Annotated in this window: 23 protein-coding genes; 11 read left to right on the top strand and 12 right to left on the bottom strand. The window is 67.6% G+C overall.

Going from position 1 to position 24,178, the window contains the following annotated elements:
• Window positions 1–50: 50 nt before the first annotated feature.
• Window positions 51–782: a VOC family protein gene (locus HMI57_RS11750; protein WP_171586196.1), complete on the bottom strand. Its 732-nt coding sequence runs from the start codon at window positions 780–782 to the stop codon at window positions 51–53.
• Between the two features lie 19 nt (window positions 783–801).
• Between HMI57_RS11750 and HMI57_RS11745 the strand changes: the two genes are divergently transcribed.
• The 4 genes from HMI57_RS11745 (at window position 802) to HMI57_RS11730 (ending at window position 5,238) form a co-directional block, all read left to right on the top strand.
• Window positions 802–1,392 (top strand): YdeI/OmpD-associated family protein, encoded by a 591-nt coding sequence (locus tag HMI57_RS11745; RefSeq protein WP_171586195.1) that lies wholly within the window; start codon window positions 802–804, stop codon window positions 1,390–1,392.
• Window positions 1,393–1,506: 114 nt separating this feature from the next.
• A complete protein-coding gene (locus tag HMI57_RS11740) occupies window positions 1,507–2,562 on the top strand; it encodes an iron ABC transporter substrate-binding protein (protein WP_171586194.1) in 1,056 nt (351 codons plus the stop codon).
• 34 nt (window positions 2,563–2,596) lie between these two features.
• Window positions 2,597–4,171, top strand: coding sequence for an iron ABC transporter permease (locus HMI57_RS11735; protein WP_171586193.1), 1,575 nt, complete (start codon window positions 2,597–2,599; stop codon window positions 4,169–4,171).
• Complete coding sequence (locus HMI57_RS11730) at window positions 4,168–5,238, top strand: ATP-binding cassette domain-containing protein (protein WP_171586192.1); 1,071 nt, start codon at window positions 4,168–4,170, stop codon at window positions 5,236–5,238. Before HMI57_RS11735 ends, HMI57_RS11730 begins: the two co-directional genes overlap by 4 nt.
• On the opposite strand, the gene HMI57_RS11725 is transcribed toward HMI57_RS11730, so the two are convergent.
• Window positions 5,187–6,305 (bottom strand): glycoside hydrolase family 76 protein, encoded by a 1,119-nt coding sequence (locus tag HMI57_RS11725; protein ID WP_171586191.1) that lies wholly within the window; start codon window positions 6,303–6,305, stop codon window positions 5,187–5,189. The genes HMI57_RS11730 and HMI57_RS11725 overlap by 52 nt on opposite strands.
• A gap of 173 nt (window positions 6,306–6,478) precedes the next feature.
• Here HMI57_RS11725 and HMI57_RS11720 point away from each other — a divergent pair, with 173 nt between their 5' ends.
• Genes HMI57_RS11720 through HMI57_RS11705 form a run of 4 tightly spaced genes read left to right on the top strand, consistent with a single transcriptional unit; the run spans window position 6,479 to window position 9,271 of the window.
• Window positions 6,479–7,255, top strand: a complete 777-nt coding sequence (locus HMI57_RS11720) for a 3-hydroxyacyl-CoA dehydrogenase (RefSeq protein ID WP_171586190.1) — start codon at window positions 6,479–6,481, stop codon at window positions 7,253–7,255.
• A gap of 32 nt (window positions 7,256–7,287) precedes the next feature.
• Complete coding sequence (locus HMI57_RS11715; RefSeq protein ID WP_171586189.1) at window positions 7,288–8,451, top strand: acyl-CoA dehydrogenase family protein; 1,164 nt, start codon at window positions 7,288–7,290, stop codon at window positions 8,449–8,451.
• Window positions 8,420–8,917, top strand: a complete 498-nt coding sequence (locus HMI57_RS11710) for a DUF2254 family protein (protein WP_171586188.1) — start codon at window positions 8,420–8,422, stop codon at window positions 8,915–8,917. The genes HMI57_RS11715 and HMI57_RS11710 overlap by 32 nt, the downstream gene beginning before the upstream one ends.
• 48 nt (window positions 8,918–8,965) lie before the next feature.
• Complete coding sequence (locus HMI57_RS11705) at window positions 8,966–9,271, top strand: hypothetical protein (protein WP_171586187.1); 306 nt, start codon at window positions 8,966–8,968, stop codon at window positions 9,269–9,271.
• Here the strand turns inward: HMI57_RS11705 and HMI57_RS11700 are convergent.
• The 6 genes from HMI57_RS11700 to HMI57_RS11675 all read right to left on the bottom strand — a co-directional run bounded on the left by HMI57_RS11700 (window position 9,213) and on the right by HMI57_RS11675 (window position 19,701).
• On the bottom strand, window positions 9,213–10,133 hold the full coding sequence (locus HMI57_RS11700; RefSeq protein ID WP_171586186.1) for a hypothetical protein: 921 nt from the start codon (window positions 10,131–10,133) through the stop codon (window positions 9,213–9,215). The genes HMI57_RS11705 and HMI57_RS11700 overlap by 59 nt on opposite strands.
• A 295-nt stretch (window positions 10,134–10,428) precedes the next feature.
• Window positions 10,429–11,076 carry a VTT domain-containing protein gene (locus HMI57_RS11695; RefSeq protein ID WP_318779092.1) on the bottom strand — a complete coding sequence of 216 codons (648 nt, stop codon included), beginning with the start codon at window positions 11,074–11,076 and terminating at the stop codon, window positions 10,429–10,431.
• A gap of 53 nt (window positions 11,077–11,129) precedes the next feature.
• Window positions 11,130–12,038, bottom strand: coding sequence for an RluA family pseudouridine synthase (locus HMI57_RS11690; RefSeq protein WP_171586263.1), 909 nt, complete (start codon window positions 12,036–12,038; stop codon window positions 11,130–11,132).
• A 44-nt stretch (window positions 12,039–12,082) separates the two neighbouring features.
• Window positions 12,083–14,032, bottom strand: a complete 1,950-nt coding sequence (locus HMI57_RS11685; RefSeq protein WP_171586185.1) for a DUF6541 family protein — start codon at window positions 14,030–14,032, stop codon at window positions 12,083–12,085.
• Window positions 14,033–14,060: 28 nt separating this feature from the next.
• Window positions 14,061–14,867: an Fpg/Nei family DNA glycosylase gene (locus HMI57_RS11680; protein ID WP_171586184.1), complete on the bottom strand. Its 807-nt coding sequence runs from the start codon at window positions 14,865–14,867 to the stop codon at window positions 14,061–14,063.
• Window positions 14,860–19,701 (bottom strand): ATP-dependent helicase, encoded by a 4,842-nt coding sequence (locus tag HMI57_RS11675; protein ID WP_171586183.1) that lies wholly within the window; start codon window positions 19,699–19,701, stop codon window positions 14,860–14,862. The genes HMI57_RS11680 and HMI57_RS11675 overlap by 8 nt, the downstream gene beginning before the upstream one ends.
• Window positions 19,702–19,824: 123 nt before the next feature.
• Here HMI57_RS11675 and HMI57_RS11670 point away from each other — a divergent pair, with 123 nt between their 5' ends.
• Window positions 19,825–20,352 (top strand): hypothetical protein, encoded by a 528-nt coding sequence (locus HMI57_RS11670; protein ID WP_171586182.1) that lies wholly within the window; start codon window positions 19,825–19,827, stop codon window positions 20,350–20,352.
• Window positions 20,353–20,408: 56 nt separating this feature from the next.
• Here HMI57_RS11670 and HMI57_RS11665 read toward each other — a convergent pair whose 3' ends face one another.
• The 4 genes from HMI57_RS11665 to rlmH all read right to left on the bottom strand — a co-directional run bounded on the left by HMI57_RS11665 (window position 20,409) and on the right by rlmH (window position 23,184).
• Window positions 20,409–21,092, bottom strand: a complete 684-nt coding sequence (locus HMI57_RS11665; RefSeq protein ID WP_171586181.1) for a DUF4232 domain-containing protein — start codon at window positions 21,090–21,092, stop codon at window positions 20,409–20,411.
• An 84-nt stretch (window positions 21,093–21,176) separates the two neighbouring features.
• Window positions 21,177–21,911: a YcnI family protein gene (locus tag HMI57_RS11660; RefSeq protein WP_171586180.1), complete on the bottom strand. Its 735-nt coding sequence runs from the start codon at window positions 21,909–21,911 to the stop codon at window positions 21,177–21,179.
• Window positions 21,912–22,001: 90 nt separating this feature from the next.
• Window positions 22,002–22,616, bottom strand: a complete 615-nt coding sequence (locus HMI57_RS11655) for a hypothetical protein (RefSeq protein WP_171586179.1) — start codon at window positions 22,614–22,616, stop codon at window positions 22,002–22,004.
• A gap of 109 nt (window positions 22,617–22,725) precedes the next feature.
• The gene (gene rlmH, locus HMI57_RS11650) at window positions 22,726–23,184 is read right to left on the bottom strand and encodes a 23S rRNA (pseudouridine(1915)-N(3))-methyltransferase RlmH (protein WP_171586178.1); all 459 of its coding nucleotides are present in this window, start codon (window positions 23,182–23,184) and stop codon (window positions 22,726–22,728) included.
• 44 nt (window positions 23,185–23,228) lie between these two features.
• Here rlmH and HMI57_RS11645 point away from each other — a divergent pair, with 44 nt between their 5' ends.
• A complete protein-coding gene (locus HMI57_RS11645) occupies window positions 23,229–23,615 on the top strand; it encodes a DUF3253 domain-containing protein (protein WP_171586177.1) in 387 nt (128 codons plus the stop codon).
• A gap of 91 nt (window positions 23,616–23,706) precedes the next feature.
• Window positions 23,707–24,150 (top strand): low molecular weight phosphatase family protein, encoded by a 444-nt coding sequence (locus HMI57_RS11640; protein ID WP_228721076.1) that lies wholly within the window; start codon window positions 23,707–23,709, stop codon window positions 24,148–24,150.
• Window positions 24,151–24,178: the final 28 nt, after the last annotated feature.

Raw genomic sequence — 24,178 nt, 5'->3', positions numbered from 1 at the left:
TTCAGCCCCGTGACCTTGGCTGCGACCCCGCCATAACCTCGGGTATTGCCTCAGCGCCAGGCCTCGACACCGTGGTCATCCATTGGGCGTTCGACCACACGGACCTGCTGGCCGGCGCCGAGCTCAACGGTCAGCTGGCGGTCGCCGCCGGTGACTCGCCCGGTTACGTCGGCCGCCGCGACCCTCTCGCCCAGCACTGCCAGATCCCCCGCGTACTCAAAGACCACCTCGAACCCCTGACGCGGTCCCTGCCGAACGGCCACCACACCGCCATTTTTCGCCAGGAAGTCCACGGCCCCGGCGGCAGGGGTGCCGGCCCGCACCCGCGCCCCGATATTGCCGAGTACCTCGGCGGCGCCAGCGGTGTCCGGCGTACGCCAGATTGTCACCACGGTCAGCGCCGGGTCGGGGCCGGCGGGAAGTTGCCGCTCGCCCAGCCCGGCATGGAAGGAAAGCGAGGGCGCTGACACCTGGACTTTCGCGACGCCGTCGGGATCGTTGACTACCTCCGCCGGGGTGCCGCTCGCGCGGGTGCGCTGGGCGAAGACGTTGAGGTCCCCCACTTCGAATTCCAGGGTCACCGGTTCCCCGCCAGACCCGGATGGGCAGAGGGTGATCCGCCCGCCGCCGGCATCGAGCACCAGTCGCCCGCCCACTTGGGAGGCCGGGGCCAGCCCGAGAGCGACAAGACCGGCGCCCAGCTGCCCTGGATCAGGGGTATGGAGGAGGGGGTGGACCCGCAGCATCAGTTGTTCTCCAGGTTCGTGGGTAGGGATGAGCACAGGGGTTTACAGTAGCCCCATGAAGGCCGAACTGCCCGAACTGCTGGTGCCCAATACTGACGCGTGGAAGGCCTGGCTGGACGCCAACCACTCCACCTCGGGCGGTGTCTGGCTGATCCTGCACAAGAAGGGCGGGTCGGTCACCGAGCTCACTTACGCAGCCGCCCTCGATGAGGCGCTCTGCGTGGGCTGGATTGACGGTCAGGCCCGCCGGCGCGACGACGAAAGCACCTTCCAGCGGTTCACGCCCCGGGGTCCGCGCAGTATCTGGTCGCTGCGCAACATTGGGTACATCGAACGGCTGACCGCTGAGGGACGGATGAGGGAGGCCGGGCTCGACGCCGTCGCCGCGGCGAAAGCGGACGGGCGGTGGGAACGGGCCTACGCCGGTCCGGCGTCGGCGGAGGTTCCCGCCGACCTGGCGGAGGCAATTGCCGCTGACCCTGACGCGCAGGCGATGTTCAACGTCCTGACCTCCCAGAACCGGTACGCGATGATTTTCCGGCTCGGCCAGCTCAAGACCGAGGCGGCGAGAGAGCGGAACATTGCGAAGTTCGTGGCGATGCTGGCCCGTCACGAGACGCTCTACCCGCAGCGGAAGGCGCCCTGAATCCTCCACAACGCTTCAGAATAATTACGTCACATTTCCGTGACTAATTCGACATCTCAGCGGTGTAAGGTGATCCTTAGTTCCCATCTAAGTTCACCCCTGGAGACCAACCCCATGACCAACAGATTTGCCGCCGTCGCGGCCGGTGCCACCATCCTCGCCCTCGTCGGCTGCGGATCGACCACCGAACCTGCCGCCGAATCCGACACCTCGCCCGCCGCCACCGAGCTGGAGAGCGACAACACGTTCACCCTCTACTCGGGGCGGGACGAGGCGCTGATTCAGCCACTCATCGATCAGTTCGAAGCCAGCAGCGGCATCGAGGTCGACGTGCGCTACGGGAACACCGCCGAACTGGGTGCACTCCTGCTGGAGGAAGGGGAACAGACCCCCGCCCAGGTGTTCCTCTCCCAGGACGCCGGAGCGCTCGGCGCGCTCAGCAGCGCGGGCCTGTTCACCACCCTGCCCGAGGACGTGACCGCTGCCGTCCCCGCCGGATTCACCTCCACCGACGACAGCTGGGTGGGAGTCACGGGCCGCGCCCGCGTCATCGTGTACGACGGCGAGGCACTGGGGGCCGACGACGTCCCGGTCACCGTGGATGAGCTGACCGATCCCGAATGGTCCGGCAGGGTAGGCTTCGCACCCTCCAATGCGAGCTTCCAGGCCTTCATCACCGCTTACCGGGTGTTGAAGGGCGAGGAAGCCGCCGATGAGTGGGTAGCGGCGTTGGCCGCGAACGACCCGCAAATCTTCGAGAACAACGGCGCCGTCCTGACCGCAGTAAACGAGGGAGTAGTCGAGACCGGGCTGATCAACCACTACTACTGGTTCCGCCAGGCCGCCGAAACCGGGGAAGAGAACATGCGCGCGCAGCTGTCCTACCCTGAGGCTGGCGACCCCGGATCGATCGTCAACGTGACCGGAGCGGGGATCCTCTCCAACGCCGGGCAGGACGCCGACGCCCTGGAGTTCGTCGAATTCCTCGTCTCCGCCGACGCCCAGCAGTACTTCGTGGAGGAGACCTTCGAGTACCCGCTGGCCGAAGGAGCCGAAGCACCCGAGGGGCTGCCCGCACTGGATTCGCTGGTCAACCCGGACCTGGACCTGTCGGACCTCGAATCGCTTGAGCAGACCCAGGAGCTGCTCAGCAAGCATGGACTGATCTGATCCTGATCAGTACCCGGCAGCAGGCGACCCACGAATGACCCTCACCCGAACGGAACGTGCCAGCGAGGAGCAGGCACGTTCCGTTCGTGCGCCCCGGCCCGCTCCTCCGGCCTGGCTAGTGGTGTTGGCGGGACTGTGCGCTGCGACGGCTGCCATTCCCCTGGTCTACCTGGTGGCACGGACCACCGACGCCGGGTTCGCTGAACTAGCCGACACCCTCCTGCGGGCGCGGGTCCTGCAACTGGCCCTGAACTCAGTGCTGTTGGCGGCGGCGGTCACGCTGACCTGCCTAGTGGTGGGAACGGCGTCGGCCTGGATACTCACCCGGGTGCGCATTCCGGCGCCGCGCGCCATGCTCCTGATTTCAGCGCTGCCACTCGCCGTCCCGTCCTACCTCGCGGCGTACGGGTGGCTGGTCTGGGTCCCGACCCTAGACGGGTTCTTCGCGAGCTGGCTGATCATGGCCGCAGTCTGCACACCCTACGTCACCCTGCCGGTCGCCGCCGCGCTCCGCGGGACGTCGGGGGACCTCGAAGCGGTGGCCCGCACCCTGGGGTGTGGACCCTGGGGCGCCTTCCGAGCTGCCACGTGGCCGCGGGTCAGACCCGCCGCTGCCGCCGGTGCCCTGCTGGTCGCCCTGTACACCCTTTCCGACTTCGGGTTGGTCTCCATGCTGAGGTATCAGACCCTGACCTGGGGGATCAACTCGGCCTACGGCGCGAGCTTCGACCGCAACCAGGCAGCACTGCTCGCCCTGATGTTGGTGGTCCTGGCTCTCACGGTGGTCGCCGGGGAGAAGAGGTTCCGTGGCCAGGTTGCGACGGGAACCGGGCGGGGCAGGATAGCGCTGGTCCGTCCCGGCCGGTGGCTGGCCGTCGCCCTGGCACTGGTGCTCAGCGCTGCGGTGGTGAGCGTCGTCGTTCCCGTCGCCGGGCTGATGAGCCGCCTCCTGGAAGCCCAGACGCTGCGCGAGATCGACGTCGTCCGCCTCGTCGAGGCCATCGGGGCCACCCTGAGCCTCGCGGTCGCCGGTGCACTCGCCGCAGTGGTGCTGGCCCTGCCGATCGCTGTACTGGCAGCCCGCTACCGGGGACGGCTGGTCGCGGCGGTCGAGGCGGTGGGGTTCCTTGGGCACGCACTGCCCGGAATCGTGGTGGGACTGTCCCTGGTGTTCTTCGCGCTCGCAGCCGTCCCCGCCCTCTACCAGACGGTGGTGGTGCTCGTCTTTGGCTACGCCGTCCTGTTCATGCCGAAGGCAATCGGCACCATGCGCAGCGGGATCGCCGCAGTCCCCGGAAACCTGGTGGACGTGTCCCGGATGCTGGGGCTGTCGCCCTTGCAGTCGTGGTGGCGGGTGACCGCCCGGCTGGCGCTGCCCGGGATCGGCGTCAGTGCGCTGCTGGTGGCCATCTCGGTCATGAAAGAATTGCCTGCGACGCTGTTACTGAGGCCCACGGGCACCGCAACCCTCGCCACCGAGCTCTGGTCCCGCACCACAGTGTTCGAATTCGGGGCGGCCGCACCCTACGCGGCCACCCTGGTGCTGCTCGCCGCCGTCCCCGCGGTGGTGCTGTCCGGGTTTCGGGGCGTCGCGAAGGAGGATCTGTGAGCTGGGTAGCGATCGAAGGGCTGAGCGTGACCTATGGGAGCGCCGCCGTGCTCGACGGCGTGAACCTGCAGATCCCGCGGGGTGCGCTGACCGCCGTGCTGGGTCCGAGCGGCTGCGGCAAGACCACCCTGCTGCGGGCGATCGCCGGACTGCTTCCGGCCGCCGGCGGCACTATCCGGGTTGGGGAGAAGTTGCTCTCCTCCGCGACCGTCCAGCTGGCTCCCGAGAAGCGCGGCGTCGGCTGGGTCCCGCAGGACGCATCCCTGTTCCCTCACCTGTCGGTGGGGGAAAACATCGGGTTCGGCCTTCGACGGAGCCCTGACCGGGCGGGCCGGATCACCGATCTCGCCGCACTGGTGGGCCTGGCTGACCTTATTGATCGCGCGCCCTCCCAGCTTTCGGGAGGCCAGGCGCAGCGGGTGGCCCTGGCCCGCTCGTTGGCTCCGCGCCCGGACCTGATTCTCCTCGATGAGCCCTTCGCCGCACTGGACCCCCAGCTGCGTTCGACGCTACGGCGCGAGGTCGCCGACCTGCTGCGCGGGCAAAGCAATACCAGTCTGCTCGTCACCCACGATCAGGAAGAGGCGCTGTCGCTCGCCGACTATGTAGCGGTGATGCGCGACGGCCGGATCCTGCAGTGGGGTACGCCGTGGGAGGTGTACGAACGCCCGGTCAGCCGCTGGGTTGCGGCATTTGTGGGAGACACCGTGGAACTTGATGGCCACTGGAGCGGTGGGCAGGTGCTGTGCGGCCTCGGGCGGGTGGACGCAGAGAGCGCAGACGGCACCGAGCCGGTGGAGGGGGCGCCGGTTACCCTGATGCTGCGGCCGGAATGGCTGCAGGTCGCCTCCGGCGGGTCCGATGCCACAGTCACTTCCGTTGCCTACGCGGGCCACGACGCCCTGGTCAGCCTGGAGCTTGTCTCAGGGGCGACGGTGCGGGCGCGGATCGCAGCCCCCGACCTGCCCCGGCGGGGTGAGAGCGTGTCGATCGGGATCAAACACCGCGCGCTCGCCTACCCACGCCCGTCCGCCGCCGGGCAGGTGGCGCCGGCAGTCACCCGGTAGCTGGCTTCAAGGATCATCCAGGCCTGCAACTGCGTGGACAGTTGGGCGCCGTCGGACCTGGCAGACTCCCCCGTCCCGGTCGGGAAGCTCAAGAGGTCAAGGCCACCGCCGGGACGACCTTCGAAAGGGTTGGCACTTCGCCCGGACCAGAGATCATCCGCCGTCGCGGTCACCAGGGTCGCGGCGGTCCGCCGGGCGGAATCCGGGAGCAAGGGGCTCAGCGCTGCGAGGGCCAGATATCGGGTAAGGATGCCGGTGAACAGTCCGCCGTCCCCGGCTCCGTGGGTCAGTAGGACACCCTCCGAGGCCAGCTGGCTGTCGACGGCGGCCACCAGGTTCGCAGCGTCGGCAAGGTTGGTCGTCCCTCCGAGTTCCAGCAGTGCCCCCAGCACCGGACCCTGGTTGTAGGTGTAAACATCCGGGACCACCGTCTCTTGCCCGGCGTTGACCCTGATCCCGTCCAGGTAGAGACCGGTCGCGCCATCCCGCAGGCGCTCGCCGAGCCAGTCCACGAGCTCCTGCGCACGCTCCGGCTGTCCACGGCGAGCGAAGAACAACGCGGCGGGACCGGTGGCCGGGGTGTTCTTGAAGTCGCGGGAGGAATTCCAGTAGAGTCCGCCGCCCAGGTCAGGGGTGTGAGCTGAGCACAGTGCCCTGTCGAGCGACGCCAGGGCTCGTCCGCCTCCGTCCCGGACCTGGGCCAGCCGGTCGACGGCGAGGGCAAGCCAGGCCATGTCGTCGTAGTAGGAGTTGGTCCACCGCAGCCCATTGCGCAGGCGGATTCCCCGCAGCAGCCGACGTGCCGTGAGAGCAGACCGGTCCGCAGCGCGGGACGATCCCTGCCCTGCCTCACGGAGCGTCTCGTCCACCAGGACGTCCAGGTAATGTGCCTGCCACCAGTAGTGCCAGGGGGAGCCAGCACCCTCCCGCGGGTGGTGCACGGCTCCAAGATGGGTAAAGGGAAGCCCGAACAGGCGGTGACCGAACCGGGACCTGACGGATTCCGCCGCAGCCCGTGCACGATGGTCAGCCGTGTGGACGGGGTCATCCTGGCGCGAAGTGAGCATAATTCCACCCTAGCCGGACGGCCCAGCGCCGGTATTGAGCACTCTGCCAACCCCCGTGGGCCCCGGATGCGGTATGGGCTGGGTCACAGTAATGTTTGGTGGGCACCAGGTTCACGCTGCGCACCGATTACCTGCAGATCGGCCAACCCCACCAAGAAGCTCAAGGAGACACCATGGACATCACCAACACTGTTGCCCTGATCACCGGGGGTGCCTCAGGGTTGGGACAGGCGACCGCCAGGAAACTCTATGACGAGGGCGCGACGGTGGTCCTCGTCGACCTGCCCCACTCGTCAGGCTCGGAGGTTGCCGCCGAACTCGGCGACCGGGCCGTTTTTGCCCCGGCAGACGTCACCGATCCGGCGCAGGTCCAGGCCGCCGTCGACACCGCCGTCGCGCTGGGCCCCCTCCGAACCGTCGTCAACTGTGCGGGGATCGCCACCCCCGGCAAGGTCCTCGGACGTGACGGTGTGCTCCCGCTGGAGGACTTTGCCAGGGTCATCAACATCAATTTGATCGGCACCTTCAATGTGATCCGGTTGTCTGCGGCGGCGATCGCTGTGACCGAGCCGATCAGCCCGCCCGACGGGTCGCAGGAGCGCGGGGTTATCGTGAACACTGCGTCGGTGGCGGCGTTCGACGGCCAGATCGGCCAGCCAGCCTACGCGGCGTCCAAGGGGGCGGTGGCGGCGATGACCCTGCCAATCGCCCGGGAGCTCGCCCGCTCCCTGATCAGGGTGGTTACCATCGCGCCGGGGATCTTCGAAACCCCGATGATGGCGGGGCTTCCCCAGGAGGCACAGGACTCCCTGGGAGCCCAGGTACCGCACCCGTCCCGGCTCGGCCGCCCCGATGAATACGCTGCCCTCGTCTCCCACATTGTGCAGAACCAGATGCTGAACGGCGAGACCATTCGCCTCGACGGCGCCATCCGCATGGCACCGAAATAGCTGCTCCCGCAGCCCACGAAAGGAACAGCTCAATGGAGAGCACCCTCCCCACCGCCGACTTCATGGGCTTCGAGTCCCTGCTCAGCCCGGCCGAGAGCGCCAAGCTCGCCGATGTCCGGGACTTCCTCGACAAGGAGGTGGCACCGGCCGCCGAAGACTGGTGGAACCGTGCCGAGTTCCCCATCGATGTGCTGCCCAAGCTCGCCGCCCTGAATCTCAGTACCCCGGTGCAGCAGGGGTATAGCTACCTGTTCGGTGGCATGGTGATCGCCGAAATGACCCGGGCTGACACGTCACTGGCGACCTTCTTCATGGTCCACCACGACCTGTTCGTCGAGGCCCTGCACGAGTTCGGATCCGAGGACCAGAAGGCGCGGTTGCTGCAGGACGCCATGGACCTGAAAATCACCGGCGCGTTTGCGCTCACCGAGCCCCTGCACGGCTCCGACGTCGCTGGCGGCCTGGCCACCACCGCGACCCGCGACGGCGATAGCTGGATTCTCAATGGGGCCAAGCGGTGGATCGGCAACGGAACCTTCTGCGACTACATGCTGCTGTGGGCACGGGACACCGCCGACGGGAGCATCAGGGGGTTCATCCTCGATGCCACCCTGCCCGGAGTGACCAGGACCCGTATTGAGAACAAGATCGCGCTGCGTACCGTCCAGAACGCTGACATCGTGCTGGACGGTGTGCGGGTCCCCGAAGCGGACCGGTTCGCGGGGATCAACACGTTCGCTGACACCCGGACGCTCCTCCGTGGGTCCCGGATCCTGGTGGGGTGGCAGGCGGTGGGCCAGCAGCTTGCCGCGTTCGACGTCGCCCGCCGGTACGCGGTGGAACGGCACCAGTTCGGCCGCCCCATCGCCGGGTTCCAGCTGGTGCAGGACCAGCTGGTGCGGATGCTCGGCAACACGACGGCGAGCCTGGGAATGATGGCGCGGGTCGCTCAGCTGCAGGAGGATGGTGGCGGGGACATGCCGCAAGCGGCACTCGCCAAGGCGTACACCACGGCACGGATGCGTGAGACAGTGGCACTGGGCCGAGGGATCCTCGGAGGGAACGGCATCACTACCGACTTCCGGATGGCCAAGATCTTCGCCGACGCCGAAGCCATCTACACCTACGAAGGCTCCTACGAGATCAACACCCTGATTGTCGGGCGTGCCATCACCGGGCTCTCTGCCATCAACTAGAGCCCACCACACCGGTACTTCCCCGGGTGCGGGTATATCCTCAGGGCCGTTCGAAGACCCCACCACGGCGGTCCAGGCCATCGACCGGATCCATGACATCCTGCGGCAGATCAGTCGCCGCCCCCTGCATTCGGGGCACTACGACGACGACGGCGGTACCCTCCGGCTGACGGTCCCCACCATGCTCTGGGACGGGTACGTCCGGCTCGGGTTCGGCGAAATCCGGATCGCAGGGTCGGGCTCCCCCCAGGTGGCCAGACGGCTAAGGCTGGCCCTGGACGACCTGAGGGCGGTGGCCCCCGCCGACCGTCAGCAGCCGTTGACGTACCAGCACGAACTGCTGGCTGGCAGCGCCCGCGCCGCAGCCGCGTCGAAAGCGGAGGGAAAAGCGGCACTCGTGCCCGACGCGTCCGGAATCGGGTCCGCGGAAGACCTTGTGACCGCTCCACATCAAGATCGGCGTTGAAGCAGGCCTGACCGGACCCGACGGCGCCGTCGATGGCAGACTGTGGTCATGCCCTCCTTTCGCGCCCAACTCGACATCCTTGGTCTCCTTCCAGGGCACGCACCCGGAGCCGTGATGGAGTCCGCGGAGACGGCCCTTGGCGCAGCCCACCTGGTGGAGGCCAAGCAACTCGATGTGGTCGCGGGGGTTCCCCGGATCACCCTGCGTTTCCTGGTGGAGGAAACCGACTACGAGACCGGTGCCGGTCAGGCCGTGCAAGCGGCCGTGAACATGCGGCACGCCGTCGAGAGGGTTGCTACTGTCGGGCCGTTGCGGGTTCTTCGTCGTCGAAGAAATCGATGGGAGCGACTGTAGCCATCTGGCGGGCCCGCAACGCGCGGCGGTAGGCGTGGTCCACCCGGTGACGACGCGATCCGGCGGAGATGATCAGCAAAAACGCGCCCAGCCCGGCAGCGAACGCCACTGGGATCGACTGGGGGTCACCGATCAGCCGCGCGGGAACGATCAGGATCAGCCCCCAGAGGACGGCGAGCGCGACGGCGATCCGGCCCCGGTCGGTCATGCACACGGCCATCGCGGCGAGGGTCAGCAGGACCACCCCGATGATCGCCCAGCGCTGGGCGCCGAACTGCAACCAGTCAACGCCCTGGATGGTCAGTACCGCAGCGGTGTGCATGGTCGCGGTGACGCCGGTCCAGCCGAGAAAGAGGCCCAGCGGTATGTCCACGAGGAGGCCTTCCGACCGGGTCTGCGCCGGGTAGTCGTTAAGCCAGCGCAGGGAAGCCAGCAGCGTGGCCAGCAGCAGGAAGATCAGGACCAGGCTCATCGTGGGCATGCCCCGCTGGACGGCAACCGCCCAGCCGAGGGTCAGCAGGACGGCGGCTGCCACGATCCAGCCAAGCCCCCGGTGCCGGGGGCTCCGGTGATGGGCGGGTAGCCACTGGTGGATGGTGTACCCGATCAGGCCTACACCAATCAGCAGCCAGGCATAGGCGGCCGGGGTGGCCGGCGAGACCAGGGTGGCGGCTGGGTCAAAGGTCCCCAGGGCAGCCTCCCGGAGGTCCGGTCCGCCGAAGGCGCCCGCGACGTGTGCGGTTCCCAGGGTCGCGCCGAGAATCACCAGGGTGACTACGATCCGCCGCACCAGATCCGGGTCCCAGGAACCGATCTGCCGGATCATTGACGACCCACCCCCTGCTGCGCGGGAAGCCGTCACGCGCACCGCCGTCGTCGTGCGGGTGGGTTTCGCTCCGGCCGGTTTCGGTGCGGGATGTGGTGGTGCTGCACGTGGTGTCTCGGGCGGTGTCCTAGCGGGGGAAATCGAAGCTGGGGAGGCACTGGCTGCCGTGGCAGGTGGTGGCGTAGGGCGGGAGCTGCCGGGTCTGGCGTCGTCGGAAGGCGCCGCTGGGCTGGCCTCTTTCGGTCGCGCGGCACGGAGCCGCTCCAGCACGGGGGAGGGCGCCTCAGCTGGTGCATCGGATCCGCTGGGCGCGGGTGTCCCGGCAGGCAACCTAGTCGGTTTGTCTGGCAGCCGGGGGGTGGGCGGCGTCGGGGTGCTCATCAGTTGTCTTACCCTTCCGGCGTTGCTTGAGCGCGAGGAATGCAGCAATTACAAGTCCCACCAGAGTACCTACCCCCATTCCGAGGAGGGCACTCACCCACAACGGGAAGCCCGTGGTGGCATCGGTGACATACCCCAACATCACCAACCAGCAGGACCATAGAATACCGCCGACGGCGGCGCACGCGAGAAAGGGCCGCAACGGAAGGTTGGCGATCCCGGCCGCCGCGACTCCGGCGGTCCGGCCCGCGGGAAGGAATCTGAGGGCGATGAGACCGGCGTAGGTGGGGGACTTGCCCGCCTTTTCCACTGCGGTGCGGATGCTGCGGTGGACGGCACGGCCCCATTTGAATTTGTCCAGCCACGAGGTCAACCGATTGCGGAACAGCAGATACAGGATGATGTCGCCCAGCCAGCTTCCCAGCGTGGCCGTCAGCAGGGCGATGGGCAGGAGCAGTGTCCCCTCGGACGCCATGGTGCCCGAGGCGATCACCAGGAACTCGGAGGGCACAGCAGGGATGAACACGTCGACGACAACGACTATGAAAGTCAGGGGATGGAACAGCGGCGACCATGCTCCGAGATCGGTGAGATCCACTTTTCCAATCTACAGGTGACCGGTGGGGTGCGGTCTAGGGGCCGGAATGGCTCCTAGCCGAAGTCCTGGAGGCTCAACCGGCTGTCGAAGCGCCGGTGGACGCCGCTCAGCGGGTCGGTGAAGGCGATGCTTTTGGCCAGGAGCTGCAGCGGCTTGTCGTAGTCGTCAGGGGCCTGGGGGAGCAGCACCGGGTAAAAGGGGTCGTTCAGGATCCCCAGTCCAAGCCCGGCCATGTGCAGGCGCAGTTGGTGGGTCTTTCCGGTGTGCGGAGCGAGGCGGTAACGGCCCCGGCCGTTGCGTTCCTCCACCAGGTGCACCAGGGTTTCGGTGTTCGGCTCCCCGTCCACCTCCTGGGCGAGGAGGTAGGTACGGCTTTTGACGATGCGGCTGCGGACCACCCGCGGCTGTGCCATCAGGTCCAGACTCGGGTCCACCGGGGCGGCAGCCTCATACTCCTTGGAGATGAGCCGGTTCTCGAAGAGCAACTGGTAGTTTCCGCGGGTCGCCGGGTTGGTGGAGAAGAGCAGAATCCCAGCCGTCAGCCGGTCCAGCCGGTGCATGGGGATCAGGTCGGGCAGGTCCAGCTGGACGCGGAGCCGGACCAGCGCCGATTCCGCGACATACCGGCCGCCCGGTGTGGTGGGTAGGAAATGCGGTTTGTCGACCACCAGCAAGTTCTCGTCCTGGTGCAGGATGCCCACCTCGACGGGGAGCCGCTCCTCAACCGGGAGCTCCCGGTAATACCAGACGAACGTGTGCTCGGTAAGGGGAGTGGTCCGGGTCAGCCGCTCTCCGTTCAGGGCGACGACCTCCCCGCGGTCGAACCGGGTGGCGATGCCTTCCGGGTCCACGTGGTCCCAGCGGTCCAGGATGTAGTCGAGCGCGGTCCCCCAGGGGCCCTCGGAGGGCAGGCGCAACCGGGTGGCGTTGACGCCGTTGCGGACGGGAAGGGGGGATTGCATCACCTATCTAGGGTACGCGTGCGCTGTCCCCAGACTGCCAGCCGTTAGTTGCACCCCACAATTCGGTACAGTGACGCGTTGCCTTCCTGGTCCACCAACTCAAAGCCGGCCGCCAGGGAGAGGTCGTTCAGGCCAGCGAAGGGAACCGCCCGCCCGCCGTGGACGGAGGCGGTCCCGAAGTCCAGCACATAGGCCGTGTTGGTGCTGCGCACCGCTTCGCAGACCGAAGGGTTCAGCCGCATGGTGTCCAGATAGTCGAAGACGACGCGGGCCTCCTCGGTGGCGGGATTGGTTCCGTAGGGGAGCAGTGACTGCCGGCCGGCGAAGGCGTAGGACAGTGAGGCGCCGGTCAACGGGTTGCCCGCGATCACCGCGTCTGCTGGCACGTGCTCCGGGAGCCGTTCCAGCAGGGTCAGCTCGTCGATGGTCAGCAGCCGGGAATCCTCGGTGTACCGGTAGTGGAAGGCCGCCTCATTGACTCCCCGCTGCACCGCGAACAGCGGCGCGACGGCCAGGCCGATCACCACCAGGACTGCTGACGCCGCTGGCAGGAACCAGGCGGGTTCGGGGGTGCCCCGCCGGGCACGCAGGCTCTGCAGACCCAGGATCAGGGTCTGCGCCAGGGCGACGCCGCCGATACTGGCCACCAGGATTCCGGCTGGTGCGAGCATCGCACTGATCCGAAAGTAATCGTTGTACCAGGCACCCGCGACAATCCACCGCAGCGTGGGGACTTCCTGCCAGCTGCCGAGCACAAACAGGGCGCCAGCCACGAGGTACATCGCGATCACCCACCGGTGGCTGCGCAGGTAGAGGACGACGGCGGCACCGACCGCGGTGAGCACCGTGACCAGGAGCGCGACCGGGCGGCCCAACGGGCCGTGGAACAGCACCTCCGAGACGGCTCCTCCGGCATCGCCCATCTGTGCCCAGTTGTCGGCGCTGCTCCGGGCGGGGCGTACCGTCATCCACAGCACGGCGGCGAGCACCAGGAACGCCGCGGCGCCGGACACCGCAACCAGCCGACGTCGGCCGCCGCTGGTGCGAATCCTGGCGAACGTCACCGCCAGAACGGCGGGGGCCGCCAGGGCGAGGAGCCCGAGCAGGGACGAGGGGTGGGCCAGCAGCAGTCCCGGCAGGAGACCGAGGAGTAACAGGGCACTCCCGGAACGGGTCAGTGACACCTCGGTACCGGCCCGCACCAGCTGGATCACCAGCCCAAGCGCTGCGGGAAGGATAGCAATGGACAGCATGAACGGGTAGACCACGCCGAACTCGAGGAGCAGATAGGGGAAGGAGCTGTACGCGGTGGACAGCACGCCAGCGACCAGGAGAGGCAGCCAGCGTTCGCCGGTGAGACGGCTGACCAGGAACAGGCAACCGACGCTCCAGATCCCGGTGATGAGCACCAGGTTCGTGACATTGATGGCGGCGGTCAGGGGGATGCCCGCTGTGGCGATCACCAGGGAGACCACGGCGTGCCACCCTGCCGGATAGAACGTGCCCTCCCGGGTCCCCAGATACCCCAGGGTCAGCGACGACGAATTGCCCGTCTCGGCAATGTAGCGCAGGGCATTGAGGTGAAAAATGTTGTCGTGGGACTGGGCGATGTTTTCGGGTACACCGAACATCCAGAACATCACCGCTGCCACCGGCACTGCAGCAACCGCCCACGCGGTGAACACCAGACGCCAGCGGGCCGGCGGCTCGGCAGGCACCGGGGCGCCGTGAATCAGGTGCCCGAACTGGCGGCGCAGGATCCAGAGGGCTCCGGCGACCACCGCGGTAACCGCCAGCACCGGCGGTAGCGACCACCGCACCCCAGCGAAAGCTGCGACCTCGGCGGACAGCACCACCGCTGTGACGCTGAAAGGACCGGCGAGGGCCAGCAGGGTCAACCGTCGCAACCCCAGCGCGGCACCCCAGGCCAGGCCGGGCCCGAACACCACCGCGAGTGCCACCACGAACGCAGGGAGGGTCGCTGCCCAGCTCATAGGCCCCCTCGGGTGATGGTAGGTGAAATCATTCGGCGGCCAAGGTGCTGGCGGGCTGACAGTACGGGCAGTAATACAGGTCGCGCAGTTCCAGTTCGTTGTCCCCGAGCTGTTCCAGTGTGACCCGGGTGCCGCAGCGCAGGCAACCGCGGTGCTCCCTGCCGTACACCCACAGGGTGTCGCCCCTCAGATTCCCGGTGGTCGCCCGGGTGGACCGCGCCTTGTTCGCTTCCAGCAGTTTCTTCGCCAACGTCACCATCCGGGGGAGGTTCTTGACTTCCGCCACCGGGGTCAGCGGGTGCGCCCCGGCGAGGAAACACAGCTCACACCGGTACACGTTTCCGATCCCCGCCAGGTTCCGCTGGTCCAGCAGGGCCAGCCCAATCGGGCGGTCCGGTTGGGAGCTGAGCCGTCGCAGTGCCTCCTCGGGATCCCAGTCCGGTCCCAGCAGATCCGGGCCCAGGTAGCCGACCGCTTCTTCCTCCCCGGAGCGGGGCAGGACCTTCAGGAAACCCAGTTCAAAACCGACGGCGGCGGCGTCGGGGGTCTCCAGGATGCAGCGCGCCTTGAACGCCGGACGCCGCCACTTGGCACCCTTGGCGTAGATGTGCCACAGGCCCTCCATCTTCAGGTGCGAGTGGATGGTCCACCCGTCATCGCCGCCCACCCGGATCAACAGGTGCTTGCCCCTGGCCACCACGTTCTGCACTGTTTCGCCGGTGAAATCCACAGTCGCGAACTTCGGAACCCGGATATCGCACCGTGTCAGGGTGCGGCCGGCGAGGGCCGCGTTCAGCTCCCGGGCCGCCCGCCAGACGGTATCCCCCTCAGGCACGAATCCTCAGTCCCCGCGGGGTGGAGTAGAACCCCGCAGCGGTCAGCGCGCGGCCCACCTCCGAGTCCAGTACCGGTTCCCCGTTCACCTTCTCGATCGCCATCTTTTCGGCCGCGCCCCGGCGGATAATGGCAACCAAGGCGCCGGCCGCGGCGTGCAGCGCCGCCGAATCATCGGTGAACGCCAGCACAGTCTTCCCGCCCCGCTCCACATACAGGGCCAGGTGCCCGTCCTGAAGAATCACCAGCGCGCCAGCCTTCCGGCCGGGACGGTGCCCGCCGTCGGAGGAAGGCCACGCCAGCGCGGCCCCGTAGGGATTGGCTGGATCCGTTGCGGCGAGGGCGATCGAGGACCGCACGACGCCGGGGTCCTCACCGGGGCGTCGTTCCTGTTGTGCGTCGGCGCCGAACGAGCGCAGCCGGTCCACCGTCGCGGGGACCGCGAACTGGGCGGCGCCGAGGTGTTCGATGAAGTACCCGCGCCGGCACCGGCCCATCTCCTCGAGCCGGGCCAGGACCTTGTACTGCAGGCCGAACCCACCGGGGGTGCCCTCGCTGCCCACCGAGCCCCGGGTGACTACTCCATACCGGTCCAGCAGCAGTTCAGCAGTGGCATGCGCGTGGACTGTGGTCTCCGCCTCCACGGGCGGCAGCATGGTCCACCGTCCCGCCGCCATCGGCGGGGTGCTGCGCTGGTAGCCGCGGGCGCCGTCGTCGGCCCCTGACATCCGCATTGAGGAACCGGTCAACGACGCCCCGGGGGCACGGCCCAGCCGGCCCAGCCGGGAGGAGCGGGCGCGGGGTGGGGCGGCACGCTGTTTGTGCGCGGTCTTGCCGCCAGCGAGCAGGCTGCGCACCGGCGTGAAGGTGTCATTGCTGATCCGCCCGGCCCACACCAGTTCCCACAGGGCGCTGACCACCTCGGTGTCGTTCAGCGGCGCCGCGGAGTCCAGGGACTCAACGAGTTGCCGGAAGAAGTAGGCACCGCCCCGGTCCAGCAGTTCGAGCAGGTTCAGTTGCAGTGTTGACGGGTCGAACACGGGATCGGGTCGGAGGGTGAGCGGCGCGTTCTCCGCCAGGTGCAGCGCGATCCATCCGTCGTTGCCGGGCAGGGATCCGTCTCCGGACCAGACCACCTCGCCGGTCGCCGTCAACTCGTCGAGCATCGCCGGCGTGTAGTTGGCCACCCGGGAACCGAGAATCAGCGGTTCCCAGGCGGATGCCGGGATGGGTACCCCCGAGAGCTGGTCGACGACGGTGGCCACACCGTCGAGTCCGCGCAGGGTGGACCCGACATGCTGCCAGGCGGGAAGGAACCTGCCATAGGCGGCCGGATCCACAGGTTCCACCTCCTGCCGGAGGGCGGCCAGGGACCGGCGACGGAGCCTGCGGAGCACTTCGACGTCGCACCACTCGCTGGGCGACGCGGTATGGGTGGTCTCCGAGGTTGTTTCCGGGAGGGAGGCAACCGGGCGGAACTCGCCCTCCACCACCCGGCCGTCGGCGGCGAGCCGCTGCAGGGCGGTCAGCACCACGGCAACGCCAAGGCCCAGGCGCTGGGCCGTTTCGACGACGGTGAACGGCCCATGGGTGCGAGCGTAGCGCCCCACCAGGTCCCCGAGGGGATCCGCGACCGGTTCAATGAATGCAAGGGGGATCCCCATCGGCAGCGGGACCCCGAGTGCGTCGCGCAGCCTGGCGGCATCCTCGACCGCTGACCAGCGTTCCTCGCCGGCGACGAACACCTGCAGTGCCCGGTTGGCTTGCACCAGTTGGGTGAGTAACGGGCCCACCAGGTCGGTGGCCGGGGTGTCGCCGGAGTCTTCGGGTGTTTCGAAGCGCTCCGCCACCTCGCGGGTGGTCAGGGGCCCCAGAAGCCTCAGCAGGTCCGCTACCCCCTCAAGCCCGCGCACCAACCGGTCCGGGGCGAGGCGCTGCAGTTCGCTCTCCGTGGAGGCGATGACCCCCGGATCGAGAAGTTCACGCAGTTCGGCCCGCCCCAGCAGTTCGTTGAGCAGGGTGGGGTCCAGGGAGAGGGCGGCCGCCCGCCGTTCGGCCAGCGGCGAGTCCCCCTCATAGAGGAACGAGGCCACGTAGCCGAACAGCATGGAGCGGGCGAACGGCGACGGCTGGGAGGTGGTGGTCTCCACGATCCGCAGTTCCCGGCGTTCGATGCTCGCGGCGATGTCCTTTAGGGCGGGCAGGTCGTAGACGTCCTGCAGGCACTCGCGGACCGTTTCGAGCACGATCGGGAACGTCGGATACTTCCGGGCGACGTCGAGCAACTGCGCTGAACGCTGCCGCTGCTGCCAGAGCGGGGACCGTTTTCCCGGGTTCTGGCGGGGGAGCAGGAGAGCGCGGGCCGCGCATTCGCGGAACCGTGAAGCGAACAGTGCCGAGCCACCCACCTCGGTGGTGACAATTCCGTCGAGTTCCTCCGCGTCGAACAGGAACAGTTCCGCCCCCGGCGGCTCGTCCTCCATCAGTGGTACCCGCAGCACGATCCCGTCGTCGGACGCCATCGCCGAGCCGTCCATGCCGTACCGCTGCTCGAGGCGGGCTCCGACGGCGAGGGCCCAGGGAGCGTGAACCGGCATGCCGAACGGGCTGTGCAGGATGACCCGCCAGTCGCCGAGCTCGTCGTGGAACCGTTCGACCACCAGCGTCCGGTCGTTGGGCACTATTTCGGTAGCTGCCCGCTGCTCCGAGAGGTAGGTCAGGAGGTTGCCCGAGGCCCAGTCGTCCAGGCCGATCGCTTTGCACCGTGCCTGCGCGTCCTCGGGCGAAGCGAGGGACGTTTCGCGGACGAAGGCGCCAACCGCGCGGCCCAGTTCCACGGGACGGCCAAGGGAGTCTCCTTTCCAGAACGGCAGTCTGCCCGGCTGACCGAAGGCGGGGGAGACGAGCACCCGGTCGTGGGTGATGTCCTCGATCCGCCAGCTGGTGGCGCCGAGGGCAAACACGTCGCCCACCCGTGACTCGTAGACCATCTCCTCGTCGAGTTCGCCGACCCGCCGTCCGCCCTGTTTGCCGCCCGTCCCAGGTTCGGCGGAGCCCACCAGGAAGACCCCGAACAGTCCGCGGTCGGGGATGGTGCCGCCGGAGGTGACAGCCAGACGCTGGGCACCGGGCCGACCAGTAATGGTGCCCTCCACCCGGTCCCAGATGATCCGGGGGCGCAGCTCAGCGAACTCGTCCGAGGGGTACCGGCCGGCCAGCAGGTCCAGGGTCGCGTCGAACGCCGATCGGGGCAGCGTGGCAAACGGTGCGGAGCGTCGGACGACGTCGAACCATTCCTCCACGTCGATGGTGCCCAGGGCTGCCGCTGCCACCGTCTGCTGCGCCAGGATGTCCAGCGGATTCGCGGGAATATACAGGGGCTCGATCTTCCCTGCGAGCATCCGTTCCACAGTGACCGCAGTGTTGACCAGGTCCCCGCGGTGTTTGGGGAAGAGCACGCCCTGGGATACCTCACCCACCTGGTGGCCAGCGCGGCCCACCCGTTGCAGGCCGCTGGCCACCGAGTAGGGCGATTCGACCTGGACCACCAGGTCAACGGCACCCATGTCGATGCCCAGTTCCAGCGAGGACGTCGCCACGACGCAGCGCAACCGGCCGGATTTGAGGTCATCCTCGATCAGCGCCCGCTGGTCCTTGGACACCGAGCCGTGGTGGGCCCGAGCGAGGAGCGGCTCGGCGCCGTCGGTCTGGCCAGCCTGGCCCATCAGCTGGGCGGGGGGCGCCTGCCCTGCCCGCTGCCCAGCGGGCTGTCCGGAGACGGGGTCCGCTCCGTCTGGTCCTGCCGCCCGCAGCGCGGCAGCCTCCAGTCGTTCGGCATGGATTTCGTTCAGGCGGGCGGTCAGCCGTTCGGCCAACCGACGGGAGTTGGCGAACACGATCGTCGAGCGGTTCGCCTGAATCAGGTCGACAATCTTCTCCTCGACGTGGGGCCAGATGCTCCCCTGGGGGACTGCTTCGGCGCCGTAGGTGTCACCGTCGGTGTCATCGCCACCGTTCTGGGTGGGCGGTCCGCCCAGCTCGGTCATGTCCTCCACCGGCACCGTGACAGTCAGGTCCCACTGCTTCTTCGACGGCGGGGCGACAATTTCCACCGGCGCATTGCCGCCGAGGAAGCGGGCGACCGTTTCCTGGGGTTCCACGGTGGCCGACAGCCCGATCCGCTGCACCGGTTTTTCCAGGAGCGCATCCAGCCGGGCCAGCGACACCGCAAGGTGCGCGCCGCGCTTGGATCCTGCCACCGCATGGACCTCATCGACGATGACCGTGTCGACGTCGGTGAGGGTTTCCCTGGCCTTGGACGTCAGCATCAGGAATAACGATTCCGGCGTGGTGATGAGAATGTCCGGCGGGCGGGTCAGCAGAGCGCGCCGGTCGGCCTGCGAGGTATCACCTGAGCGCACCCCCACCGTGATGGAGGGGGCTGGCAGTCCCAGTCGTTTTGCCGTTTGGGTAATCCCGATCATGGGTGCGCGCAGGTTGCGTTCGACGTCGACGCCGAGGGCTTTCAACGGCGATATGTACAGGACCCGGGTGCCGCGCTTTTTCGCCGGCACCTCCTTGCCCGCTGCCTTTCCCTTGGCTGTTGTCCCCTTGGCGAGGAGACCCGTGTCGTCGGCGCCGGCGGCGATGAACTTGTCCAGGGCCCAGAGGAACGCTGCGAGGGTCTTGCCGGAACCGGTGGGTGCGATCACCAGGGCGTTGGAGCCCGCCGAGATGGCGTTCCAGGCCCCCTCCTGTGCGGAGGTGGGCGCGGCGAAGGCCCCGGCGAACCACTGATGAGTCGCGGGGGTGAACCTATCCAGCACCGAAGTCACCGGTTTATCATCTCGCAGCCTGCTGACATTTTGTGATTCAGCGGGCGTAGGCTCCCGCGCCGCGGGCGAATGAGGGGTAGCTTTCAAGGTAGAACGCCCCGCTGCAGGAGGAAAGGCGCACGCATGAGTGGCCAGGTAGGCAACAACTGGGTCCCATTGGCCGGAGTGTCGGTGCTCTTTGTCGGTGGTGCCGTAGCGAGCCTGCTCGCGGGTGAAAATACCGGTGCGGTGGCCGCCTACTTCGTGGTGGCCACGCTGGTGCTGATCCTGGTGGCCGGCCCGTGGCTGGTGCGCAACCCGCCAGCGATCAACGCAAACTCGGGCACCTACCTGGTGCTGGCCGTCGCGTTGGAGCTCGGAGCCTTGCTCGGCGGGTCAATCGGGGTACTGCGTGGCTTGGGTGGGTGGATTGTGCTGGGCCTGGGCCTGGTGGCGTACGGCCTGCTGGAACGCGGTCGGGTCATGGTGACCGCGGGGGTCTTCGCGTTTCTTGCCGGGGTGGGGGCCGTCGTGGCGCACCAAACCTGGCTGACCCTCACGCTCCAGTTGCTCACCGCCGCTGTCTTCGCGCTCGCAGCTGGCCGGCTGCGGCACGTGCTGCTCACCCAGCGGCACGCTACAGAGTCCGTTCCGGCTACCGCCGCGAGGTAGCCCACCGGTTCGTCCGCCCCGGCCGGATGGTTCCCGGGACGGGATGGGAAGGATCCCTACATGGCGACCATGGGGCCGACGGTCATCAGGACAATGTCCTCGGCAGTGCACCCTACTGATTCCTGGAGCGCGATCAGCGAATCGGTGGCGCCCGGCGGATAGATGCGCACTCCGGTGGTATCGGTAAGGTTGCATTCGTCCCCATAGTTCTGGGCGTTCGTCTGCAGGAGGGTGGCAATCGCCGACTGCCCCGGTTCCAGGACTACCGTGGGAACCTCGACGCCGGGTTCCCGGTCAGCGGGAGCGCCAACCTGAGCCTCGGCTGCATCCACATAGGACACCCCCGGGTAGCCGGTCATGGTGCATTCCGCGTCCGAGGCATTCGAGAGGATGAGGGTGCGCTCCACCGTTCCGGCGCCGCCCGCACCCATCGGGGTCTCCACCACCGCTGAGAGATCTGCTGCCGTGCACATTCCAGCCTCGGCGGGCTCGGAGGCTGTCGGCTCCCCGGAAGGTTCGCCGGTGGGGGTGGTCGAGGTGTCGGGCGCTGGAGAGGCCGCCTCGCTTTGTTCCTCGGTGGGTTCTTCAGTGGCCGGGGCCGACGCGCTGACCTCAGCCGCGGGTGTAGTGGTGTCCTGGTCGGTGGGATCTGAGGTTCCACAGCCCGCGAGTAAAACGATGGTGCTCAGGGCCGCGAGGAGGGCAGCGGCTTTGGACGAAGTCCGAGTGTGGATACGCATGGACTCACCATCGCCGTTGATCGACCCTGCGTCAATCGGCCGCCGTGCTTCGCAGCCGATTGACGCAGGGATCGTTACAGACCGCTACTTGGTGTTGCGGGTCCGGACCAGGGCCAGTGCGCCTGCGACCAGGCCAAGCAACCCGGCGGCAAGAGCCACCCAGATGACCGGCTGAGTGGAGGTGGACTCGGTAGCTGAAGCCTGTTCGGCGTCAGCTGCCTCCGCCTCGTCGGTTGCTTCCGCGCTGTGATGGCCGCCCGCTTCGGTCTCGGCAGTGGTGACGAAGGACGGAGCGGGGCTTTCGGGCTCCTCGGCACCTTCCTCGGCGACCTCATCCCAGCTCGACACGCTACCGTCAGAGTAGGTCTGGATGGCAGGCAACGTCACGGTGGTTCCCTCTTCAGGGAGGCGCCCCACCGACAGGGAGAAAATCTGGTACTCGTCGGCCGTGAGCTGGTCTTCCTCACTGTCCGCCGTCCAGATGACCGACAGCACGCCCTCCGTAATGGTGGCGCCGTCAATCTCGACGGGCTCCGGAAGCTCGCCGCGGACTACTTCGGCGGTCCAGCCCTCGACCGGCTTCGCCCGGACCGAGGTGAAGGGCGAATCCGTTGGCAACTGGACCTCGATCTTCTCGGTCAGCGCGGTGTCAGATTCACTGGGCACTGAGAAGTTCAGCTGCGTGTAACCGCCGGCGGTGGTACTGGCGGGACTGACGTTCACGTGTGCTGATGCTGTGCCGAGGCCCAGTGCCATCAGGCCGGCGGTGGTGACGGCGAGCGCGGAGGTGGTGACAGTGCGACGTGTCGAAGTTTTCATGGGAATACCTTTCTGGGTGCTGGCCGGGCGCATGGCGCTCTCAGGCAGCGAAAAATGGGTGGGGTGTGTGAACCCCGGCCGTCCGGTGGATCAGGCGGGGGAAAGAGCGGGGGCGTGCGTCGACGGTGGACCACGCAGCGGTGGAACATCACGGAAGGCGCGGGCGGACCGGCGGATGGGGGCTGGGGGAAACAGTGGGATCCGTGGTGCTGGGACAGGGCCGACGACGTCGGGAAGCCTCAGCAATGGAACAAGCCAGGACGCCGCCAGCCGTGCGGCGGTCTCACCCCGTTGCAGCATGAACCCGGTGACGATGACGGCGAGGGCGTGAAGCGCAAGCATCCACACGTCGGCGTGGGCCGAGGCGGCGTGGGTGTGCTCACCACTGGGGAGGCAACTGACGGACTGGACGGCATAGTGCCGGGCCGGGGCGGCGACACAGGCTGAAGCAGTGGAGGTGAGACTGAACCCGGTGTGCAGGAGCCACTGACCCACTCCAAGCACCAGAAGGAGGGCGGGTAGCGTTAGAGCCTTCCTGGCAATGACAGTCACTGCTAAGAGCGTTGCCGAACCCAGCACGGCAACGATCAACGGGGCGGGGAGATGCCCCCCACCGATCACGTGCGCCCCGGCAGCAAGGGAGAGGATAACCGCTGACGTCGCCAGGGAACGGGCCAGGCGAGCAAAAGGCGATGCGCTGCTCATGGTCCTCCCTGGATCAAGTAGTTGTCCGCACTCGTACTGCAGCTGTTGGGCTACCCGCCCCACCTAAGAGTATTCGACGCGGTGGGGTGCTCGGCTTGGTGGAACGGCGTTACTCGTGATGGTAGGGCCGACCACCGGCGATTTCCTGCGCACGGTAGAGCTGCTCAGCGAGGATCAACCGCACCAGCTGGTGGGGAAACACCAGCGGGGAGAGGGACCACACCAGATTGGCCCGGGTGTGCACTGACGGGTCCACACCGTAGGCACCACCAATAATCAGAATCACCGTACGGGCGTTGTCGATGGGTTGCTGCAGGGTGCGGGCCAGGCCGGGAGAGTCAAGAGCTTTGCCTCGTTCGTCGAGCAGAATCACGAAGTCGTCGCCCGTCAGCTTTGCCAGCAGCCGCTCGGACTCTTCGCGGCGGGCTGCATCGTTTTCCCGGGAGGAGTGGGGAATTAGTTGCCAGCCCAGGTCGAACGGCTTCTTCAGGCGCTTCTCGTACCGCGCGATGCCGTCGCTGACCCACGCCTCATGCTTCTTGCCAACCGCCAGAATCCTTAGTGCCACAGCCAAACCCTACAAGGAGGGGCCCGCCCGTGGAGAATGGGGTGATGGCCCACCGACAGCGCGGAACGGCTCGCACCCCGAACGACAAGACCTGCGTATCCTGTGGGCGACGGATTCAATGGCGGGCGAAATGGGCCTCCACCTGGGCCGAGGTCCGTTACTGCTCCGCCGACTGCCGACGCCGCGGAGTGACCCGGGTGGATCGGGAGCTGGAAGCCCGGATCCTCACCCTGCTGACGGCCGGATCAAGTATCGGCTCGGCCGACGCTGCGCACGCCGTGGGTGGTGCCGACTGGCGGGACCTCATCGAGCCCGCACGGCGGGCAGCCCGGCGGCTGGTCACGACTGGTCAGGTCCAGATCGTGCAGAACGGGTCAGTGGTCGATCCGTCCACTGCGAAAGGACTCTTCCGTATCCGGAGGACACTGTAATCGCCCGAGACATCGAAAGTTGTCGATGTCATAGCGTATCGTTGCTTTCACATAGACCACCCTTATCAAGGGCATAAAGCTAAGGGCGACCATGATGAACCATCCGGAGAAGAATGCAGACCGAGTGCTTCCTGCTGTGCTGTTTGTGTGCGTCAAGAACGGCGGTAAGTCCCAGATGGCTGCCGGTCTGATGAAGCATGAGGCGGGTGCCCAGGTCGTCGTCTCATCGGCGGGCACCAACCCGGGTGCGGCAATCAATGGCCTTTCGGCGGAGGTCCTGCTGGATCTGGGCATCGATATCACTGGCGAGGAACCCACGATGCTCACCGAGGACAACATGCGAGCCGCGGGACTTGTCGTGGTGTTGGGGGCCGAGGCCCGGGTGCCGTCCGTGGACGGGGTTGTAGTGGAGGTGTGGGACACCGATGAGCCCTCACTGCGGGGAATTGAAGGCCGCCAACGTATGGAGTTGGTCCGTGACGATATCCATGCCAGGGTCCGCGAGTTGAAAGGTCGCCTGCTCCCGGCAGGCTAGCCTCAGGCGCAAGGGGTAAGTCTCGGAT

It is taken from the genome of Arthrobacter sp. 260 (assembly GCF_013116745.1).
Lineage (GTDB): Bacteria > Actinomycetota > Actinomycetes > Actinomycetales > Micrococcaceae > Arthrobacter_D.
This window is presented reverse-complemented; position numbering and strand designations above follow the sequence as displayed.

Bases quoted from the DNA above. Each gene is read 5' to 3' on its own strand.
- HMI57_RS11705 (WP_171586187.1), top strand. From the start codon at position 8,966: ATGCCCTCCTTTCGCGCCCAACTCGACATCCTTGGTCTCCTTCCAGGG.
- HMI57_RS11720 (WP_171586190.1), top strand. From the start codon at position 6,479: ATGGACATCACCAACACTGTTGCCCTGATCACCGGGGGTGCCTCAGGG.
- HMI57_RS11690 (WP_171586263.1), bottom strand. From the start codon at position 12,038: ATGCAATCCCCCCTTCCCGTCCGCAACGGCGTCAACGCCACCCGGTTG.
- HMI57_RS11685 (WP_171586185.1), bottom strand. From the start codon at position 14,032: ATGAGCTGGGCAGCGACCCTCCCTGCGTTCGTGGTGGCACTCGCGGTG.
- HMI57_RS11665 (WP_171586181.1), bottom strand. From the start codon at position 21,092: ATGCGTATCCACACTCGGACTTCGTCCAAAGCCGCTGCCCTCCTCGCG.
- HMI57_RS11645 (WP_171586177.1), top strand. From the start codon at position 23,229: ATGGCCCACCGACAGCGCGGAACGGCTCGCACCCCGAACGACAAGACC.
- HMI57_RS11745 (WP_171586195.1), top strand. From the start codon at position 802: ATGAAGGCCGAACTGCCCGAACTGCTGGTGCCCAATACTGACGCGTGG.
- HMI57_RS11655 (WP_171586179.1), bottom strand. From the start codon at position 22,616: ATGAGCAGCGCATCGCCTTTTGCTCGCCTGGCCCGTTCCCTGGCGACG.
- HMI57_RS11640 (WP_228721076.1), top strand. From the start codon at position 23,707: ATGATGAACCATCCGGAGAAGAATGCAGACCGAGTGCTTCCTGCTGTG.
- HMI57_RS11740 (WP_171586194.1), top strand. From the start codon at position 1,507: ATGACCAACAGATTTGCCGCCGTCGCGGCCGGTGCCACCATCCTCGCC.
- HMI57_RS11670 (WP_171586182.1), top strand. From the start codon at position 19,825: ATGAGTGGCCAGGTAGGCAACAACTGGGTCCCATTGGCCGGAGTGTCG.
- HMI57_RS11660 (WP_171586180.1), bottom strand. From the start codon at position 21,911: ATGAAAACTTCGACACGTCGCACTGTCACCACCTCCGCGCTCGCCGTC.
- HMI57_RS11715 (WP_171586189.1), top strand. From the start codon at position 7,288: ATGGAGAGCACCCTCCCCACCGCCGACTTCATGGGCTTCGAGTCCCTG.
- HMI57_RS11735 (WP_171586193.1), top strand. From the start codon at position 2,597: ATGACCCTCACCCGAACGGAACGTGCCAGCGAGGAGCAGGCACGTTCC.
- HMI57_RS11725 (WP_171586191.1), bottom strand. From the start codon at position 6,305: ATGCTCACTTCGCGCCAGGATGACCCCGTCCACACGGCTGACCATCGT.